The following is a 17383-nucleotide window of genomic DNA, read 5'->3' as shown; positions in this document are numbered from 1 at the left end:
AATGGTTCAACGTCAATGTTGCCAGACTCGACGCCATCGCGAGCAAGCCCGCTTCCACAAAAGGGTCTGGTGTCTACGAATAAAGATGGAGCACTACCGATGCCCTCCTCACCCACCTGGCCCGCGCCGCACAAGGCTTGCCTGGCCCTTGCCTTCGACCTCGATGGCCCGACCGGTGATGCCATGCTCAACGGCTCGATCTGGCGCAAACCCGAGTACTTCGGGTTCGGCGGCTATGGCCCTTACCGGGCACTGCCACGCCTGCTCGATCTGCTCGACGAGTTCCGGATCCCGACGACATTCTTCGTCCCCGCCTGGGTCGTGGAGAACTGGCCGAGACAATGCCAGGCGATTGTCGAGCGCGGGCATGAAGTGGCTTATCACGGCTACAAACACGAATCCTTTTATGCCCTGACACTGGATCGGCAAAAAGAGGTGATGCAGATCTCCCGCGAGGTGTTCTGGAAACACCTGCACATCCGCGCAGAAGGCTTTCGCACGCCGTCCGGCGACTGGCGCGCCGAAACCCCGGCCATGCTGGTGGAAGCCGGCGTGACCTATTCCAGCAGCATGCGCGGCGATGACCGACCGTACCTGGTGGACGTACCGGGTTTCGATACGCCGCTGGTGGAAATCCCAGGCCGATGGGAAATGGACGATTACGCGTCCCTCGCCTATACCCGCGCGCCGAACTTTCCTTCCGGATTGGACCGTACGGCCAGTTACGCGCTGACCCTGGACAACTGGTGCCGCGAATATGACGGCGCGATGGACGAAGGGTTGTGCCTGACCACGCTCTTCCACCCAAAGATCATTGGTAAACCGGGGCGCATCCTGCTGCTGGAACAGCTTTTCGAGCACATGCGTCGGCGCGATGACGTGTGGTTCGCCACCTGCCACGACGTCGCCCACTTCTGGTTGAAGGAGCACCGCCATGGCTGATTCCCCCATCTGGCCGGAAGGCTATCGCTGCGCTGTGGTACTGACCGTCGATTACAACGACATCCACGGCATCCTCACGCAAGCCCCGGAAGTTGCCGGGCGTGACAAAACCTTGTCGGTATGGCGCTACGGTACCCAACGCGGCGTGGCACGCTTGCTCGGCCTGTTCAAGGAACTCGGGGTCTGCAGCAGTTGGTTCGTCCCCGGCATCGTTGCCGAGGAAAACCCGGGGCTCATCCAGGCGATCCAGGGCGACGGTCATGAGATCGCCTGCGCCGGCTACCGTCATCAAGATTACGACGCGCTAGACCTGATCGCCCAGATCGACGATGTCGCCAAAGGCTGCGAGACCCTGGCCAGGTTGACCGGCAAGCGCCCGGTCGGCTTTCGAATCCCGGCGGGCAATGGTGCACCGGGCTTGATCGGCGCATTGAAGGACCAAGGCATCCGCTGGTCCTCGTCATGGCGCGGCGACGACTTGCCATTCGCTCACCCGACTGCGCCCGGCGTCATTGAAGTGCCGCTGCATTATGAGCTGGAAGACGAGCCTTACTTCGCCTTCAACTTGAGCCCGGCGGTGCCACCGGCACAATCACGGATCGCCTCCTACAGCCACACCCTGGGCAATCTGCAAATGGATTTCGCCGGGTTTCACCGATTCGGCCTGTGCTACGTGCTTCGCCTGCACCCGGAAATCATCGCCACGCCGGGACGGATAGGCGTGTTGCGCGAGCTGATCGAGGGCATTCAACAGCACGATGACGTGTGGATCGCCACCGGCGCCGAGGTCGCGCAATGGTGGGCAAACAACGCGGCGCCGGCGGCTGAGGATCATCCCGCATCGGTGTACGAGCGCCATTATCGGGATTACGTCTGATGAGCGAACGTTTGCAACGGCTGGCGCAATTCTGTGTCGATCTGCGGTTTGAAGATCTATCGCCTGGGTTGGTAGCCCAAGCTAAGCGGCACATTCTCGATACGTTCGGCGCAACGTTGGCCGGCGCCGCGAGCGATATCGCCAAACAAGCACACAAGGTGTTCGCCGGTGAAGCGGGCGAGGTACCGGTTTGGGGAACCGATCTGCAGGTCTGCGCGGGCCCGGCAGCGATGCTGAACGGCATCGCCGCCCATGCGCTGGAGCTGGACGACACCGGTGGTTGCGATCACTCCGGGGCCGTCGTGCTGCCAGCGGCGATGGCGGCGGTTTCGCTGCGCGCACGGCCCGTGAGTGGTCGTGAATTCATCAGCGCCGTCGTGATCGGCTATGAGGTTGGTCGTCGAGTGCTCGAAGCCTGCGGCGGCTATAGCGCCCACAATGGCGCCGGCTGGCACTCCACCGCGACCTGTGGGGTGTTCGGCGCAGCCGCCGCCAGCGCGCGCATCCTAGGCCTGGATACCCGGCAAACCCTGGCGGCACTGGGCATTGCCGGCAGCTTCAGCGGTGGCCTGTGGGCCTTCATTCACGACGGCTCGCACAGCAAGAAACTGCACAGCGGGCGCGCCGCAGAAGGGGGGCTGTTGGCTGCGCGGTTCTCCCAACAGGGCATCAGCGGGCCGATGCAATTATTCGATGACGTCTGGGGTGGCTTCCTGAACACCCTCGCCCCAGCGACTTCGAGGCCCGAAGCGCTGGATGCGGAGCTCGGCGTGAACTGGAAGCTCGCCCGCTGCTCAATCAAACCCTATGCCTCCTGTCGCGGCACCCATTCGGCCATCGATGCCCTCGGCCAGCTATTGGAGCAGTTGAAGGTCTCCGTCGACCAGGTCGAAAGCCTGCACGTCGGGCTGAGCGGTTTTCTCCACGGCATGTGTGGCGGCCGGGATGTCACCCACCTCGCAGCCGCGCAAATGAGCCTGCCGTATGCCCTCGCCGCGCGGTTGGTGCATGGGCATTGCCGACTGCACGCGTATGACGATCGGCAACGCAACGATCCGCTGGTGATTCAGTGCATGTCGCGCATCCATCTTGAAGTGGACCCGCGACTGGATGAGGATGGCGAACCTGTGGTGACCCTGCGGACCGTGGACGGCCGGCAGGCAAGCCTGTGCGTAGAAGTGCCCTTGGGAGCGCCGGGCAATCCACTTGCCGATGAGGCCCTGGATGAGAAGTTCTTCAGTTTGACGACGCGGGTCATGCCGCAGGAACGGGCTGCGGAACTACTGAAGCAATTGCGACGCATGGAAGACCTGGAATCGATACGTACGCTGGAACGGTGGCTGGGTTGATCAGGGTATTGACGGCTCGGGCGTCATCGCGGTGTACGCCAACAATCTGAATAAGGACATTTGCCCCCCGTGGCCACTTACTCCCTCGTTATTCGACGCTTGATGATCGCTTCGCTGACCATCGTGGTCAGCCGCGCCATCACCAGCCCGTTGCTCACGCTGTTCCTGAGCAACAAGCTGGGCCTCAATCAACAAGATGTCGGCTTACTGCTGGGCATCGCGGTGTTCATCGCCACCCTGCTGGCCCTGTACGGCGGCTACATCATCGATCGCCTGGAAAAGCGCCGGTTGCTGATCCTGGCGATGCTCTCCAGCGCCGTGGGTTTCGTCCTGCTGACCTTTGCCGAAAACCTCTACCTGACCACCCTGACCGTGGTGATCACCGAGACCGCGTCGGCCCTGTTTCTGATCGGTTCCAAGGCGATCCTCAGCGAAAACCTGCCCATCGGCCAGCGCGCCAAAGCGTTTTCCCTGCGCTACACCCTGACCAACATCGGCTACGCCACCGGCCCCATGCTCGGCGTGGTGATTGCGGGGGTCTACCCGATCGCGCCATTCCTGATCGCCGCAGGCATCGCGTTCTCCAGCATCTTTCTGATGATGGGAATCCCCAGCGATGGAACGCCGACAGCGGCCATTGGCCCACCGCCTAGTTTTCTCAAGACCCTGAAGACCCTGAAAAACGACCGCACCCTGATCATGTTCACCTGCGGCTGCCTGCTCAGCACCGTGGTGCACGGACGCTTCACGCTGTATCTGTCGCAATACCTGCTGGTCACCCACGACGCCAAGCGTGCACTGGAGATCATGGCCGCCCTGCTCGCCTGCAACGCCATCACTGTGATCCTGCTGCAATACCAGATCGGCCGGTTCCTCGATCGCGAGAAGCTGCGCTACTGGATCGCTGCGGGCACCAGCCTGTTCATGCTTGGCCTGATCGGTTTCAGCCTGGCGGACGACATGCTGAGTTGGTGCGTGGCGATGTTCATTTTCACGCTCGGTGAAATGATCATCTACCCGGCCGAATTTCTCTTCGTCGATACCCTGGCCCCGGAAGAACTGCGCGGCAGCTACTACGGCGCCCAAAACCTGGCCGCCCTCGGCGGCGCCCTGAGCCCGGTGATCTGCGGGTACCTGCTGATACAAACCCCGGCACCGACGATGTTCTACGTCTTGAGCGCCTTGACTGCGGTGGGTGGGCTGCTGTGTTTCATGAGCGGGCGCCGGGTGGCGGTGGTGCGAAAGTGATTCATGGAGCGGCATCTTTGCTGCAAGACGGCTCGGCGGTGTGATCAACGCGCCAGGTCCGGAGCACCGGATCGATGACTGACGATCAGGGCCGCGGCCAGTGATCAATAGTTTAGAAATCTCTGAACTATCTTTTTGCGCTTCCCTATTCTTTCCGCCAACCACCCTCCCTACTATTGACGGCAACAAAGGAGCCTTTCCATAGAGATGCGGCCCGAAGATTGCCTTTTCTGATTGTCACTGCCGTTCGTTGTGCGTTTCGGTTAGCGCCGCAACGTCGCCGTGTCAATCATGCGAAGGAACCTTTGGAGCAGATCGATGAAGCTGGAAATATTCCGAACGTTGTGGGGCTACACCGCGAGCAAGGCACAAGCGCTCGATGAGTTGCTTGAAGCCGGGTTCGATGGCATGGAAGCCCGCCTGCCCATGACCGCCAGCGAACGTGCCGAGTTCGCAGCCTTTCTACGCATCAACAAAGTCAGCTATATCAGCACCGTCTTCAGCGCCTACGACGTTCTGCCGGAACAGTCGGCAACCGTCGACGAACACCTTCTGGACCTCGACAAGAAACTCGGTTGGGCGGCTGAGTTGGCGCCGCGCTTCGTCAACCTGCTGGCTGGCAACGACCGCTGGCCACTGGCACAGCAAGTCGACTTCTTTGGCCGCGCGATGGACGTCGCGCGCAAGCATGGCCAGGTGTGCGCCTTCGAGACCCATCGCGCGCGCTCGTTATTCAACCCCTGGGTCACCCTCGAGTTGATTCGTCAACTGCCGGACCTGCGCTTCACCAGCGACATCAGTCATTGGGTCGTCACCTGTGAGCGCCTGCTCAACGATCCGGAAGACGACCTCAGTGCCTTCGTCGAACGTGTTCACCATATCCAGGCCCGAGTCGGCTATGACCAGGGACCGCAAGTTCCCCACCCCGCCGCCCCCGAGTACAGCCAAGCGCTTGCCTTCCATCAGCAACATTGGGAGGCCATCTGGCGATCCCAGGAAAAACGCGGGTATCAGGTCAGCACGCTGACACCGGAGTTCGGCGCCGACGGCTATCTGCATCACCTGCCCTTCACCAACGTGCCGGTGGCTGATCTGTGGTCGCTGAACGTGTGGATGGCAAACACCGAGCGCGAGCATTTTCGGCGTTTCGCCTGCACCTCAACCCGATAAGGAGCGCCCCCCTCATGCCTGATAAAACGCCCACGACCGCCAACTTCAATCGCATTCCGGTGGTGGATATCGCCGGGCTGTACAGCGACGACATCACCCAGCGCCAGGCAGTGGCCGAAGAACTGGGTAACGCCGCCCGCGCAGTCGGTTTCCTGTACATCAAGAACCACGGCATCGAATCGTCACTGATCGACGGCTTGCGTCAAGCGGCGAAGGACCTGTTCGCACAATCGCTTGAGTACAAAATGCAGCACTACATCGGGACTTCACGCAGCCACAAGGGTTTTGTGCCTGAAGGTGAAGAGGTCTATGCCAAAGGCAAACCGGATCACAAGGAGGCTTTCGATATTGGTTTCGAAGTGAGCGAAGACGATCCGCTGGTGATTGCCGGCACGCCATTGATCGGGGCGAACGAATGGCCAGACCTGCCGGGTTTCCGTCCCGCCGTCGAAGCCTACTATGCCGCGGTGTTTGCATTAGGTCGTCGCTTGTTCAAGGGTTTCGCGCTCGCTTTGGGCCTGGAGGAGGACTATTTCGAGGCAATGGTGACTCGCCCACCGTCGAAGCTGCGCCTGATTCATTACCCGTTTGACCTGGCGGCTCAAGACGCGCCCGGCATTGGTGCGCATACCGACTACGAATGCTTCACCATTTTGCTTGCCGACAAGCCAGGCCTCGAGGTGATGAACGATCTGGGGCAATGGATTGATGCGCCACCCATGGACGGTACGTTTGTGGTCAACATCGGCGACATGCTGGAGGTCATGACCGCAGGCACATTCGTCGCGACGGCTCACCGAGTGCGAACCGTCAGCGAAGAGCGCTACTCGTTCCCACTCTTCTATGCGTGCGACTTCCATACGCAAATCAAGCCGCTGCCGCAGTTTCTTGAAGGCGGTAAGGATTACGAGGAAATCACCATCGGCGAGCACATGTTTGGCCAAGCGCTGCAAACCTATCAATACCTGCGCCGCAAAGTCGAACGGGGCGAACTCAAGCTGTATGAGCGCGCACGCAAGCCATCGAGCTTCGGTCACTTGAAGAACCAGACGCAGGAAGCGTCCTGATGCCCCCGACCCGTTCCAAAACAACCCTGTTTCAAAACCAGCCCAACCCTACTTTTTCGACGTGGAGTCACCGATGATGCGCAATCCAATGAATATCGCTGTCCGCTTGTCCCTGCTGGCCTTCGCGATCCTCGGTGCGGCAGGAGCCCACGCAGCCACGACGGTGACACCCGGCGCCCTCAAGGTCGGCATGGAAATCACCTATCCGCCCTTCGAATCATACGACGAACAAAAAAATGTCGTCGGCTCCGACCCCGAACTGGCGCGATTGCTCGCCAAACATCTGGACCTCAAGGCTGACTTCGTTGACACCAAATTTTCCAACCTGCTGCTGAGCCTGAACGCCGGTCACTATGACGCGATCATCTCGGGCATGTACATCACGCCTGAACGGCAGACCCAAGCGCAAACCATCGCATACGCCAAGACTGGCGCAGCGATCATGGTACTGAAGGACAGCCCGCTGAAACCGAAAGTACCGGAAGACCTCTGCGGCCTGAAAGTCGGCCTGGAAAAAGGCACCACTTGGGTGACGCAATTCAACAAACTCTCGACCGATTACTGCACCCCGAACAACAAGGGCGCGATCATGGTCAGCGAATTCCCGTCCGCACCTGAAGTGACCCAGGCGCTGCTCTCCGGCAACGTGCAGGCTCAGGTGGAGATCGACGGCGCCGCCGGCATGATCGCAGAACGCACCAAAGGCCGGGTTGTGATCAGCACCGAGCACTCGATCTATCAACAAACGCTGGGTATCTACGTCAAAAAGGACAACGACGCACTCTATCAGGCGCTGCTCAAGGCCTTTGATGCGACGAAAGCGTCAGGTGAATACGCCGCCCTGTTGAAGAAATACAACCTGGAAGAACCGACTAACTGACTCAGTGCAGCCCTGTGGGAGCGAGGCCGCTCCCACAGTCGGCGGCGTTCGCTTGACTGCCCGGCATAGGTGAAGCCTCCGTCGACGCCAGCAGTTGGAGGTACACATGCAATTTGAATGGCCCTACTTTTTTTCTCTGTTTTCGGTCTCGGACTTCTGGAAAGCCTGCATTACGGTGGTGGAACTCAGCACGCTGGCCTGGTTCATCGGCATGCTGCTGGGCTTCCTGCTGGCCTCGGCCAAGCTTTCGGCCACGCGTTGGATCAGCGTGCCGGCGTCGGTTTATATCTGGTTCTTTCGCAGCGTGCCGCTGCTCGTGCTGGTGGTGTTCGTCTATAACCTGCCGCAGATGTTCCCGGTCACCCGTGGCGTACTGTCCAACCCGTTCTATTCCGGCCTGCTGGCACTGGTGGTCACCGAGGCGGCGTACATGGCGGAAATTCATCGTGGCGGCTTGATATCCGTTGCCAAAGGCCAGAAAGAAGCCGGCCGTGCACTGGGCATCGGCCTGATCGGTCTGCAGCGCCTGATCGTGATCCCACAGGCGTTCCGCATTTCCCTGCCGACACTGATCAACGAATACATCACCGTGGTGAAACTGACCTCCCTGGTCTCGGTGATTTCCTTGACCGAGCTGTTGACCGTGGGCCAACGCCTTTACGCGCAAAACTTCCTGGTCATGGAAACCCTGTCGGCCGTGGCGGTGTATTACGTGCTGATCGTGACCGTGCTCGGCTGGCTGTTTCATTGGCTGGAGCAACACCTGGAGCTCAACAACCGCAAACCACAAACGCTGGATGACATCAGCCTGCGGCGTCTACGTGCGTCACCGGCGGCTCCCTCTCCGGCAGACGCTCGTACAGCGCCGGGGCCTGGCTCGGCACCCGCCCTGCAACTGGTCAACATTCACAAGCGCTACGGCCAGCACGCCGTACTCAAGGGCATCAACCTTGATGTCAACGTGGGTCAGGTGATTTCCATCATCGGTCCGTCGGGGTCGGGAAAAACTTCGCTGATTCGGACCGTCAACGCCTTGGAAAGCATCGACCAGGGCGAGATCATTCTATTCGGAGAAAGTTATATCCACGCCGGTGACAACCCCAACACGCAACAAGTACGCCACGGGATACAGCGTATCGGCATGGTGTTCCAGAGCTTCAACCTGTTTCCTCATCGCACCATTCTCGACAACGTCACCCTCGCGCCGCGCTATCACGGCCGCGACAAGTCCATCAGCGAGCAGCGCGCCTACGCCCTGCTGGACAAGGTCGGGCTGCTGGCCCACGCGCAAAAGTATCCGCATCAGTTGTCAGGCGGTCAGCAACAACGCGTGGCAATCGCCCGCGCATTGGCAATGGATCCCCACATCATGCTGTTCGATGAGCCTACTTCAGCCCTTGACCCGGAACTGGTCGGCGATGTGCTCAAGGTGATCAGCGACCTGGCAAAAGAAGGCATGACCATGTTGATCGTGACCCATGAAATGGACTTCGCCATGTCAATTTCCGACAGGGTGGTTTTCATGGAGGACGGCCTGGTCAAACTGGATGCGGCGCCTGGGATGATCCGAGCTGATCAGTGCGGCGAGAGAATCAAGAAATTCATGAGGGTTTGAACTCGGTCTGATTGGGTCCTGACACTCGAGATGGGATATCCGTCAAACACACTCACGTTATCCGTTGCGAAGCGGCTGGCGAGTCATTCTGATGGGGATTCATCAAGATCGTCGTCAAGGCTCGCAATGCATGCGTCGAGCAATTCGTGCAATACGGCCACGCGCTCCACGCCGAGTAGACCATTGAGCGCGCGCTGTGCCTCCTTCCAGGCCCGCTGGCCTTCGGCTTGCTTTACGCGTCCTGCCTCGGTCGCTTCGACAAGGCGACTGCGGGCATCGCCTCCTGCACCAATCTCCAGCCACCCCTGAGTGGTCAGGGACTGCATGTTTCGAGTCAGGGTCGAATTATCCATCTGCATTTGCCTGGCCAGGTCACTCGGCCGAATAGGCCCCAGCCTGACGACATGCGACAACAGTGCGTACTGCGTGTTCTTGAGGCCGGACTCGGCGACGTAGCGGTCGTAATGACGCGTCACCATGCGATTGAGCTGGCGGAGCTTCAGATTGGTGCAGCCCTGTGGCTTGATAGTATTTTTCATGGGGTATATTGTACCTGCAATATTTGCATATGCAATTATCTGAAGAGAAGGAAATGCCGATGGAAGTCGATCAGGTCGTTGCTCACTGGAACGCGGAGGAAAAATCGATTCGTGCGCGCTTGCTGGTCGCCGATACCGCGCCGCAGGATCAGATCGCCGGTCGAACAGGCATGGAAGTGTTCGAAGCGATCTTTGCTGGAGAACTGCCTCCCCCACCCATCGGCGACACGCTCGATTTCGTGCCGATTCACATGGAGCCCGGCATTGCCGTCTTTCAAGGTCGCCCACAGCGCAGGCACTACAACCCACTGGGCACCGTCCACGGCGGATGGTTCGCTACGCTGCTCGACTCGGCAGTAGGTTGCGCCGTGCACTCGACCTTGCCCGCAGGCAAGGGCTATACCACGCTGGAGCTGAAGGTCAACATGGTGCGCCCCCTGAACGACCAGGTCCCGTTGGTGCGTGCCGAGGGCAAGGTCATCCATGCGGGGCGTACAGTGGCGACGGCCGAGGGCCGGATCATTGGCCCCGACGGCAAACTGTACGCGCACGCGACAACCACCTGCCTGATCTTCGATCATCCGGCAGCCACACAGGGGACCTCTCATGGCCAAGGCTGAGACCGATCCTGGCCCACCCGTTACCCGCAAAACACGCGACGCCCAGGCCTTTGCGCCGACACTGTCTGACAATATCTTCCCGACTTGATCAATGGTGAAAACATGAAATATGCATCCTTCGGCAAAACAGGACTGAGTGTGTCCCAGGTCGTGCTCGGGACAGGCAACTTTGGCACAGGCTGGGGTTACGGCGCGGATCCCGATGTCAGCACGGCAATCTTTAATGCGTACGCGGAGGCCGGCGGCAACTTCATCGATGGGGCGGATATCTACCAGTTCGGACAATCCGAGGAGCTGCTCGGGACCCTTCTGAAGGGCCGACGCGAGAGTTTCGTCCTGGCGACCAAGTACACCCGAGGCGCACAGCCCAATGCTGATCGCCTCGTCACCGGCAATAGTCGTAAAGCCATGGTGGCCTCGGTAGAGGCAAGCCTGAAGCGACTCGGAACCGATCGCATCGATCTCTACTGGGCGCATTGGCCGGATGATGTCACGCCCACCGAAGAAATCGTCCGTGGGTTCGAGGATCTCGCCCGCGCGGGCAAGATTCTTTATGCCGGCCTCTCCAATTTCCCTGCTTGGCGGTTATCGCGCGCAGTCACCCTCGCCGAACTCACCCACTCGGTGCCGATCGCTGCGGCGCAATTCGAGCATAGTTTGGTCCACCGCGAGCCCGAGGCTGATCTGTTCCCGGCTTCGCATGCGTTGGGATTGGGTATCGTCACTTGGTCGCCACTCGGCGGAGGCATGCTGACCGGTAAGTACCGCAAGGGCGAGAAAGGACGCGCCGAGGGCCTCGGTGGCAAGGTGTTCCAGGCAGAGAACAGCGAGCAGCGTACACAGGTCCTCGACACGGTTATCGCCATCGCCAACGAACTGGGCGTCAGCCCCGGTCAGATCGCCATCGCCTGGTCCGGCACGCACGGGTCGTTGCCCATCATCGGCCCGCGCTCGGTCGAGCAGTTGGCCGACAACCTCGCAGCCCTGTCGGTTGAACTGTCAGCCGAGCAGATTCATCGGCTCGACACCGTTAGCAGCTTGTCTCCTTCGATGCCAGCAAGGACAGCGAGCCCTTGGGCTCGCGCAGCAGCGCAGATCGTGGCTTGAACGTGGGTGGGTGATGCAAGCCGGCGACAAGAAGAAGGTCAGATTCAACTGTATGCATCACCTGCCCGGCCCCCTTTATCGCCTGACATGTTCCTGTCAGCCTCCCGTCACCTTGACGTCAGATCGCGCCGCCTAAAGTAACGCCAGGATTGCTCCTGCGGCGCCAGCATGAACCTGCGGGAGCGAGCCTGCCGGCTCCCGCAGGAACCTGGCTTAACCAGAGATTCCGCACCCTTGGTTGCTTTTTGCTGGAGCTCTTGTCATCAGGCGGAAGGAGAAACGCAAATGAACCACCCTGACGGGCACGACAGCGCGCTTGATCAATTCATCTGGCCATCGCCAGACGGTATCCTGGACCGTAAGGACCTGTTGCTTCGCCTGCGCGCCGAACAGCGATTCATGGCCGCACAGGACCCTGCATGCAGGCTCGATCAACAAGACTACCTGCTTTCCCTGATCGATTCGGTATCAACACGGGCCGACGGCGCCGCGCAACGCTCAGGTTTCGATGCCCGGCGAATGCGTAGCGTCATCACCGAAGCGGCCACGAGAAGCCATTGGGGCAAGCCTTCAGGCGGTCGCCGAACCCAGGGCATCGCCGCACACTGCGATGCGCAGACTTGCATGGCCGCGGTACTCGATGTCGAGCTGAGCGACGAGGGCCGCTTGATTGTGCATGACACGGTGTTTGTCGCTGACCTGGGCGCGGTAGAAAACCCCGGTCGCCTACGCGCCCAGCTTGAAGGCGCGTGCCTGATGGGAGTCGCATTCGTGGCATCTGCTGAATTTGGTGTGACGGCGGCGGATCTGTGCCCGACGATCGCCCAACGGCCCCGCTGGCCACTCGTCTCATGGCTGCCAGGGCACATCGCGGTACATTTGATCAACCCAACGGGTGCGCTCCAGGCCTGCCAGCCCAGCCAGCTGAGCTACGTACCCATCGTCCGGGCCTTGTGCAATGCGATTCGCAAAGCCTCGGACAAGCGTACCAGCGATTTGCCGCGCAAAAGCCAGTCGCTCGAAAGAATGGGCGGACGTTAAGTCACTGACAGGCTTCAAATCAAACCCGGCGCCAGGGCTTTCAGCGTCGCCGCCGCACCAGTGGTGCACTGCCATTTGGCAATCCGATAGCCACGAAAGCAGGGTAAATTATCTCTTCCAATAAGTGAGGTTTCGCGCCATGCCTTCAACTCCCTGTGTCCCGTCCAGCATCCGTGGGCAACGCGGCGCGGACCTGCTCGTAGACGTACTGCGCAGCGAAGGCGTTCGTCATGTCTTCGGCAATCCGGGAACAACGGAGCTGCCGTTGCTCGATGCGCTCTCGGGCGTCTGCGACATTCACTACGTGCTCGGCCTCCAGGAGGCCTGCGTCGTGGCGATGGCCGACGGTTATGCCCAGGCATCCGGCCGCCCCGGTTTCGTCAACCTCCATACTGCAGGAGGCCTTGGCAATGCGATGGGCGCCATCCTGAACGCGAAGATGGCGAACACGCCGCTGGTGATCACCGCGGGCCAACAGGATACCCGCCATGGCGTGACCGACCCGCTGCTTCATGGCGATCTGGTCAGCCTGGCCCGACCGAGCGTCAAATGGGCGGAGGAAATCCAGCATCCCGAACATATCCCGATGCTGCTGCGTCGCGCTCTTCAGGACTGCCGCACGGGGCCGACCGGCCCGGTTTTCCTTTCGCTGCCGATCAACGTGATGGAGCAGCACACCGATGCCGATGCTGGCCAGCCGTCGCGAATCGAACGAGGTGCGGTGACCGCGGCGATTGACCCGTTGGCTGACGCCTTATCGACGGTTACCCCCGGCCGCCTGGCGATTATCGTCGGGGAGGAGGTCTTCCAGTCGAATGCCCAAGCGGAAGCGGTGAGACTCGCCGAAGCACTCGGCGCGCCGGTCTTCGGGCCATCCTGGCCCGGGCATATCCCCTTCCCCACCGCTCATCCTCAATGGCGCGGAGCCTTGTCGCCCAAAGCTGCCGATATCCGCGAAACGTTCGCTGACTTCGATGCGGTCTTGCTTCTCGGCGGCCATTCGCTGATCAGTTACCAATACTCGCAAGGCCCGGCGATTCCCCCTCATTGCCGTCTCATTCAATTGACCGGCGATGGCCACCAACTGGGCAGAGTGCATGGAACGGCGTTGGGATTGATAGGCGACATCAAGCTGTCCTTGCAGTTGTTGCTGCCGTTATTGGATCAGACACTGGCCCCACACCGCCAGGCCATCGCGACGCTGCGAAATGTCGCTGCGCACGAGCGCAGTACTCGCCGAATCGAAGTGGCCGAGCGCGCGAAGCGCGAATTCAATACGCCCGTGACCACGCCTTTCGTTGCGGCCCATGAAGCTGTCCGGGCAATCGGCCCTGATGTGTGGATCGTCGACGAAGCACCGGTCACCATCGCTCATGTGCGTGCTTGCCTGGATTCGCATTCGGCCCGCCAGTACCTGTTTACGCGGAGCGCCATCCTCGGCTGGGGCATGCCGGCGGCTGTCGGTACATCCCTTGGCCTGGACCGCACCCCGGTGGTCTGCCTGGTCGGCGATGGCTCGGCGATGTATTCACCCCAAGCGCTTTGGACAGCGGCACACGAGCGTTTGCCCGTCACCTTTGTGGTCATGAACAATGGCGAATACAACATCCTGAAAAACTACGCGCGTAACCAGGCGCACTACCGAAGTGCCGGTACGAACCAGTTCATCGGCATGGACATCCGGGACCCGGCCATCGACTTCCAGGCCCTCGCCTCCTCCCTGGGGGTTGCGTCGCGCAGGGTCGAGCGCGCCGGCGATATTGCTGAAGCAGTCGAGGATGGCATTCGCTCAGGCCGCCCCAATCTCATTGAATTACCGATCATGGCTTGAAGCTAGCGGGCCTTTCGAAAACTGAGTTGCACTGGTTAATGTGGCCCAAAGCATCGGTAAGCAAGCCAAAGTTCGCAAAGTGTTTGGCATCGGTTGATCTTGATCAGGTTGAAGAGATGCAATTACTCCCCAATCTGTGGACGTTCGATCTACCAAGCTTCGTGGTTGCCTCGGTCAGCACAATAGCTGTAGCTTCGATCTTCAGTTAGCGAGGATATGTAATTGAACGACTCTGAACATCTGAAACAACTGTGCGCCCGTTTCAACTCTGGAGAGTGTCTGAGCTTCACGTTTTTCTGGGGGCACCAACGCAGTAAAACTGGCGTCACGGCTTCGTGCTTCAGCCAATGGTTCGAGGCCGGGTTCATTGTCGACGGGCAACATTACCCGACAGCCGAACACTACATGATGGCCGAGAAAGCGGCCTTGTTCGACGATCAGGATATTCGTGCGCAGGTGCTCCACGCTCCTACTCCAAATGCCGCCAAAGCGCTTGGCCGCAACGTGCGCGGATTCAATGATAAGGTTTGGCTGCAACACCGATACGACATCGTCGTTCGAGCGAACCAGGCCAAGTTCTCCCAGAATCCGCAGTTGAACGAATATCTTCTACAAACCGGTTCGCGGGTTATTGTCGAAGCCAGCCCGGTTGATAACATCTGGGGAATAGGGCTCGCACAGGACAGCGCGGATGCGAACAATCCGAATCTCTGGAAAGGCTTGAATCTGCTGGGATTTGCGCTGATGCAGGTGCGGGACGGGACTGGTATGCCGGCCCCAAGGTGAGTGATGGCCAGAAAAATAGTTGGTCCATCAGGTGACGTTGGCGCTCGATAGCAGCCCAGTGCGTTCAGGTGGCGCACCGCGACAGCGGCCAGTTCCCAAGCAGTGCCCTCACCTTCGAGGGTGATCGCCTCTTCCGCGCCAAAGCATTCAGCGCCCGAGAGAATCTGCAGTTACTTGAGCGGCAGTGCTTTTTCACGAAGCGCATTAGGCACCATGGGGTTGTTCCAGGCCCACATCCAACTATCTGCGTCGAAGTCAGTGAAGGCTTTGGACCAAACCGTACGCCTCGGGCTTTGGCAGCCTCCGGCCAGGAGCGGACAGTGGCCATGCATCCAGGTGATGCCATGCTCACTCTGCTGCTACGACGGTCAACATCTTCATCGAGCGCTGGGCTGCTTCATGGAGCGCTTGCTCCAACCTCAGTACTGCGGCGCTGCGAGGTTGATTTGCGGGATGTTCAAGATAGTAATTCCCTGGTCCGGGAGTCACGGGAATGAGCGGGCATATCTCTAACCCAAGCGAATCCGCTAAAGGCAGACAAACTGGAACGGGACCAATAGCGAGTCCTAGTCCTTGGCTCACCATCATGAAGGCTAGAGGGGTCGTATCTACGGGTTCCAACTTCAGACTGTGAGCACGCATTGGGCCAAAATTGTGATTGAGCAGCCCCATCCATCCCATTGAATGCGGCACCATTTCCAGCAGCCGATATTTCAGCAGGGCTTCCAGTGATGTCAGCCCAGGCACGTCGGCTTTGCGGCACATGGCTACGTAGGAAAGTCCCATCAGACGGCCAGGATGACGCACTAAATCAGGATCTTCACCGAATTTTATCGCTAGATCAGGTTCCATGTTCCGTTGTTGCGCACCTTCCATCCAGAGTTCGACCCGAATACCGGGGTTACCCTGCTCAAAGTCCGCAAGCACTTGAGGAAGCCAGCTCATCGACATCAGATGGCTGGCCTGCAACGACACACGTTGAATACGTTGAGGGGAAAAGAGCGCCGCCGCCTTGCTTTCCATTGCACTGATGGAGAGTTGTACGGTGGGAAGAAAATCCCTGCCTTCTGGTGTGAGCAGAATTCGGTTCGCCGAGCGCTCGAACAAAGGACGGCCAAGACTGGCCTCTAGTGACTGGACCTGCTGGCTTACCGCAGCACCCGTCATGCTCAACTCTTGCCCGGCCTTCGAGAAGCTTTGATGTCTGGCAGCGGCCTCAAAGACACGAAGCCAATTCAGTGAAGGAATAAGTGATCTGCTCATAATCCAAGCATAAGTTCAGCTTTCGCTCAGGTCAACTAGATGACGTCTGTAGCACCTCCTGATCCGTGGGTATAGTGAATCCACAACGACTAGTAATTGATTCAAATCCTTTCGCTATCTGCCCTTTTAATAACCTGAATAAAGCAGGGAGATGGAAATGTTGAAAAACCGTGCGTGGCTCGCTTTGGCGCTAATGCCAATGTTTGTAGGTATAGCCAGTGCTCAGGCTTTGCCAAGCGAAATCAAAGTTGCAACAGAGGGCGCCTACCCTCCTTGGAATTATACGAATGCCGATGGCTCGCTGACCGGTTACGAGATCGAGCTGACCCACGTGTTATGCGAACGAATGAAGGTCAAGTGCACCATCGTCAGCCAAGAATGGAACGGAATTATTCCTGGCCTGACAGTTGGTAAATATGACGCGATTATCGCTTCGATGGGCGTTACTGCCGAACGCAAAAAGGTCATCGCGTTTTCTAAATCGTACGCCAAAGCACCTAATGGCTTTCTCACGACTTCAGACAATGAGCTGAAAAGCCTGGCAGATGCGGGCAATAGCTACGATCTGACTGACTCGCCAGCCAGCGCACAAGCTGCGATTGATGCGCTAAAAGCCAAACTCAAGGGCAAGGTAATCGGTGTCCAGACCGGGTCGACTGCGTCGAATTTTGTACGAGAGTACTTCAAAGGTTTGGACATTCGTGATTACCCGACATTTGAACAACTCGCGTTGGATTTGGCTAATGGCCGTCTGGATATCGGCGTCGCGAACGTCACGACCTTTAAGCCCGTCATAGAGGTGAACAAAGGCGTATTGGTTTCTACCGGGCCGACCTTCGCTGGCGGCGTCTTGGGCCAAGGGACGACCAACATAGCGCTGCGACAAGGCGATGAAGCCCTTCGTCAGGCATTTGATGCTGCCATCACCGCAGTCAACAGCGACGGCACCAACAAAGCGCTGACTGAGAAATGGTTCGGCACGGACATCTCGACAAAAGACTGATCCAGAAAACCTCTCTCGGCAAACGGGAGAGGTTTTCAGCCGCTT

16 protein-coding genes are annotated in these 17383 nt (G+C 59.3%); 14 read left to right on the top strand and 2 right to left on the bottom strand.

What is annotated here, in order from left to right; translation table 11 throughout:
• The first annotated feature begins 99 nt into the window (after positions 1-99).
• The 8 genes from ACZ5M5_RS12255 to ACZ5M5_RS12220 all read left to right on the top strand — a co-directional run bounded on the left by ACZ5M5_RS12255 (position 100) and on the right by ACZ5M5_RS12220 (position 9148).
• Positions 100-942 (top strand): polysaccharide deacetylase family protein, encoded by an 843-nt coding sequence (locus ACZ5M5_RS12255; RefSeq protein WP_464739096.1) that lies wholly within the window; start codon positions 100-102, stop codon positions 940-942.
• The gene (locus ACZ5M5_RS12250; RefSeq protein ID WP_060742904.1) at positions 935-1819 is read left to right on the top strand and encodes a polysaccharide deacetylase family protein; all 885 of its coding nucleotides are present in this window, start codon (positions 935-937) and stop codon (positions 1817-1819) included. The genes ACZ5M5_RS12255 and ACZ5M5_RS12250 overlap by 8 nt, the downstream gene beginning before the upstream one ends.
• Positions 1819-3168, top strand: a complete 1350-nt coding sequence (locus ACZ5M5_RS12245; RefSeq protein ID WP_464739095.1) for an MmgE/PrpD family protein — start codon at positions 1819-1821, stop codon at positions 3166-3168. The genes ACZ5M5_RS12250 and ACZ5M5_RS12245 overlap by 1 nt, the downstream gene beginning before the upstream one ends.
• Before the next feature lie 69 nt (positions 3169-3237).
• Positions 3238-4416: an MFS transporter gene (locus ACZ5M5_RS12240; RefSeq protein WP_060742906.1), complete on the top strand. Its 1179-nt coding sequence runs from the start codon at positions 3238-3240 to the stop codon at positions 4414-4416.
• 318 nt (positions 4417-4734) lie between these two features.
• The gene (locus ACZ5M5_RS12235; RefSeq protein ID WP_092142267.1) at positions 4735-5586 is read left to right on the top strand and encodes a sugar phosphate isomerase/epimerase family protein; all 852 of its coding nucleotides are present in this window, start codon (positions 4735-4737) and stop codon (positions 5584-5586) included.
• A gap of 14 nt (positions 5587-5600) precedes the next feature.
• Positions 5601-6653 carry an isopenicillin N synthase family dioxygenase gene (locus ACZ5M5_RS12230; RefSeq protein WP_464739094.1) on the top strand — a complete coding sequence of 351 codons (1053 nt, stop codon included), beginning with the start codon at positions 5601-5603 and terminating at the stop codon, positions 6651-6653.
• A gap of 73 nt (positions 6654-6726) precedes the next feature.
• Entirely contained in the window at positions 6727-7533 is an 807-nt protein-coding gene (locus ACZ5M5_RS12225; RefSeq protein WP_404942914.1) for an ABC transporter substrate-binding protein, read from the top strand.
• A 106-nt stretch (positions 7534-7639) separates the two neighbouring features.
• Positions 7640-9148 carry an amino acid ABC transporter permease/ATP-binding protein gene (locus ACZ5M5_RS12220; RefSeq protein ID WP_464739093.1) on the top strand — a complete coding sequence of 503 codons (1509 nt, stop codon included), beginning with the start codon at positions 7640-7642 and terminating at the stop codon, positions 9146-9148.
• Between the two features lie 83 nt (positions 9149-9231).
• Here the strand turns inward: ACZ5M5_RS12220 and ACZ5M5_RS12215 are convergent, their stop codons facing one another.
• Complete coding sequence (locus tag ACZ5M5_RS12215) at positions 9232-9687, bottom strand: MarR family winged helix-turn-helix transcriptional regulator (protein ID WP_060742910.1); 456 nt, start codon at positions 9685-9687, stop codon at positions 9232-9234.
• Positions 9688-9746: 59 nt separating this feature from the next.
• Between ACZ5M5_RS12215 and ACZ5M5_RS12210 the strand changes: the two genes are divergently transcribed.
• The 5 genes from ACZ5M5_RS12210 to ACZ5M5_RS12190 all read left to right on the top strand — a co-directional run bounded on the left by ACZ5M5_RS12210 (position 9747) and on the right by ACZ5M5_RS12190 (position 15072).
• The gene (locus ACZ5M5_RS12210; RefSeq protein WP_060742911.1) at positions 9747-10307 is read left to right on the top strand and encodes a PaaI family thioesterase; all 561 of its coding nucleotides are present in this window, start codon (positions 9747-9749) and stop codon (positions 10305-10307) included.
• Between the two features lie 102 nt (positions 10308-10409).
• The gene (locus tag ACZ5M5_RS12205; protein ID WP_060742912.1) at positions 10410-11414 is read left to right on the top strand and encodes an aldo/keto reductase; all 1005 of its coding nucleotides are present in this window, start codon (positions 10410-10412) and stop codon (positions 11412-11414) included.
• Positions 11415-11699: 285 nt separating this feature from the next.
• Positions 11700-12455 (top strand): hypothetical protein, encoded by a 756-nt coding sequence (locus tag ACZ5M5_RS12200; protein ID WP_060742913.1) that lies wholly within the window; start codon positions 11700-11702, stop codon positions 12453-12455.
• A 139-nt stretch (positions 12456-12594) separates the two neighbouring features.
• On the top strand, positions 12595-14286 hold the full coding sequence (locus ACZ5M5_RS12195) for a thiamine pyrophosphate-binding protein (protein ID WP_464739092.1): 1692 nt from the start codon (positions 12595-12597) through the stop codon (positions 14284-14286).
• 222 nt (positions 14287-14508) lie between these two features.
• Positions 14509-15072 (top strand): NADAR family protein, encoded by a 564-nt coding sequence (locus tag ACZ5M5_RS12190; RefSeq protein ID WP_464739091.1) that lies wholly within the window; start codon positions 14509-14511, stop codon positions 15070-15072.
• Positions 15073-15420: 348 nt separating this feature from the next.
• Here ACZ5M5_RS12190 and ACZ5M5_RS12185 read toward each other — a convergent pair whose 3' ends face one another.
• Entirely contained in the window at positions 15421-16335 is a 915-nt protein-coding gene (locus ACZ5M5_RS12185; RefSeq protein ID WP_081015451.1) for a LysR family transcriptional regulator, read from the bottom strand.
• Positions 16336-16492: 157 nt separating this feature from the next.
• Between ACZ5M5_RS12185 and ACZ5M5_RS12180 the strand changes: the two genes are divergently transcribed.
• Positions 16493-17338, top strand: coding sequence for a transporter substrate-binding domain-containing protein (locus ACZ5M5_RS12180; RefSeq protein WP_464739090.1), 846 nt, complete (start codon positions 16493-16495; stop codon positions 17336-17338).
• Positions 17339-17383: the final 45 nt, after the last annotated feature.

The sequence above is a fragment of the Pseudomonas sp. Van50 genome, assembly GCF_055390755.1.
Note: the sequence above shows the minus strand (reverse complement) of the source record. Positions and strands in the feature narration are given on the sequence as shown.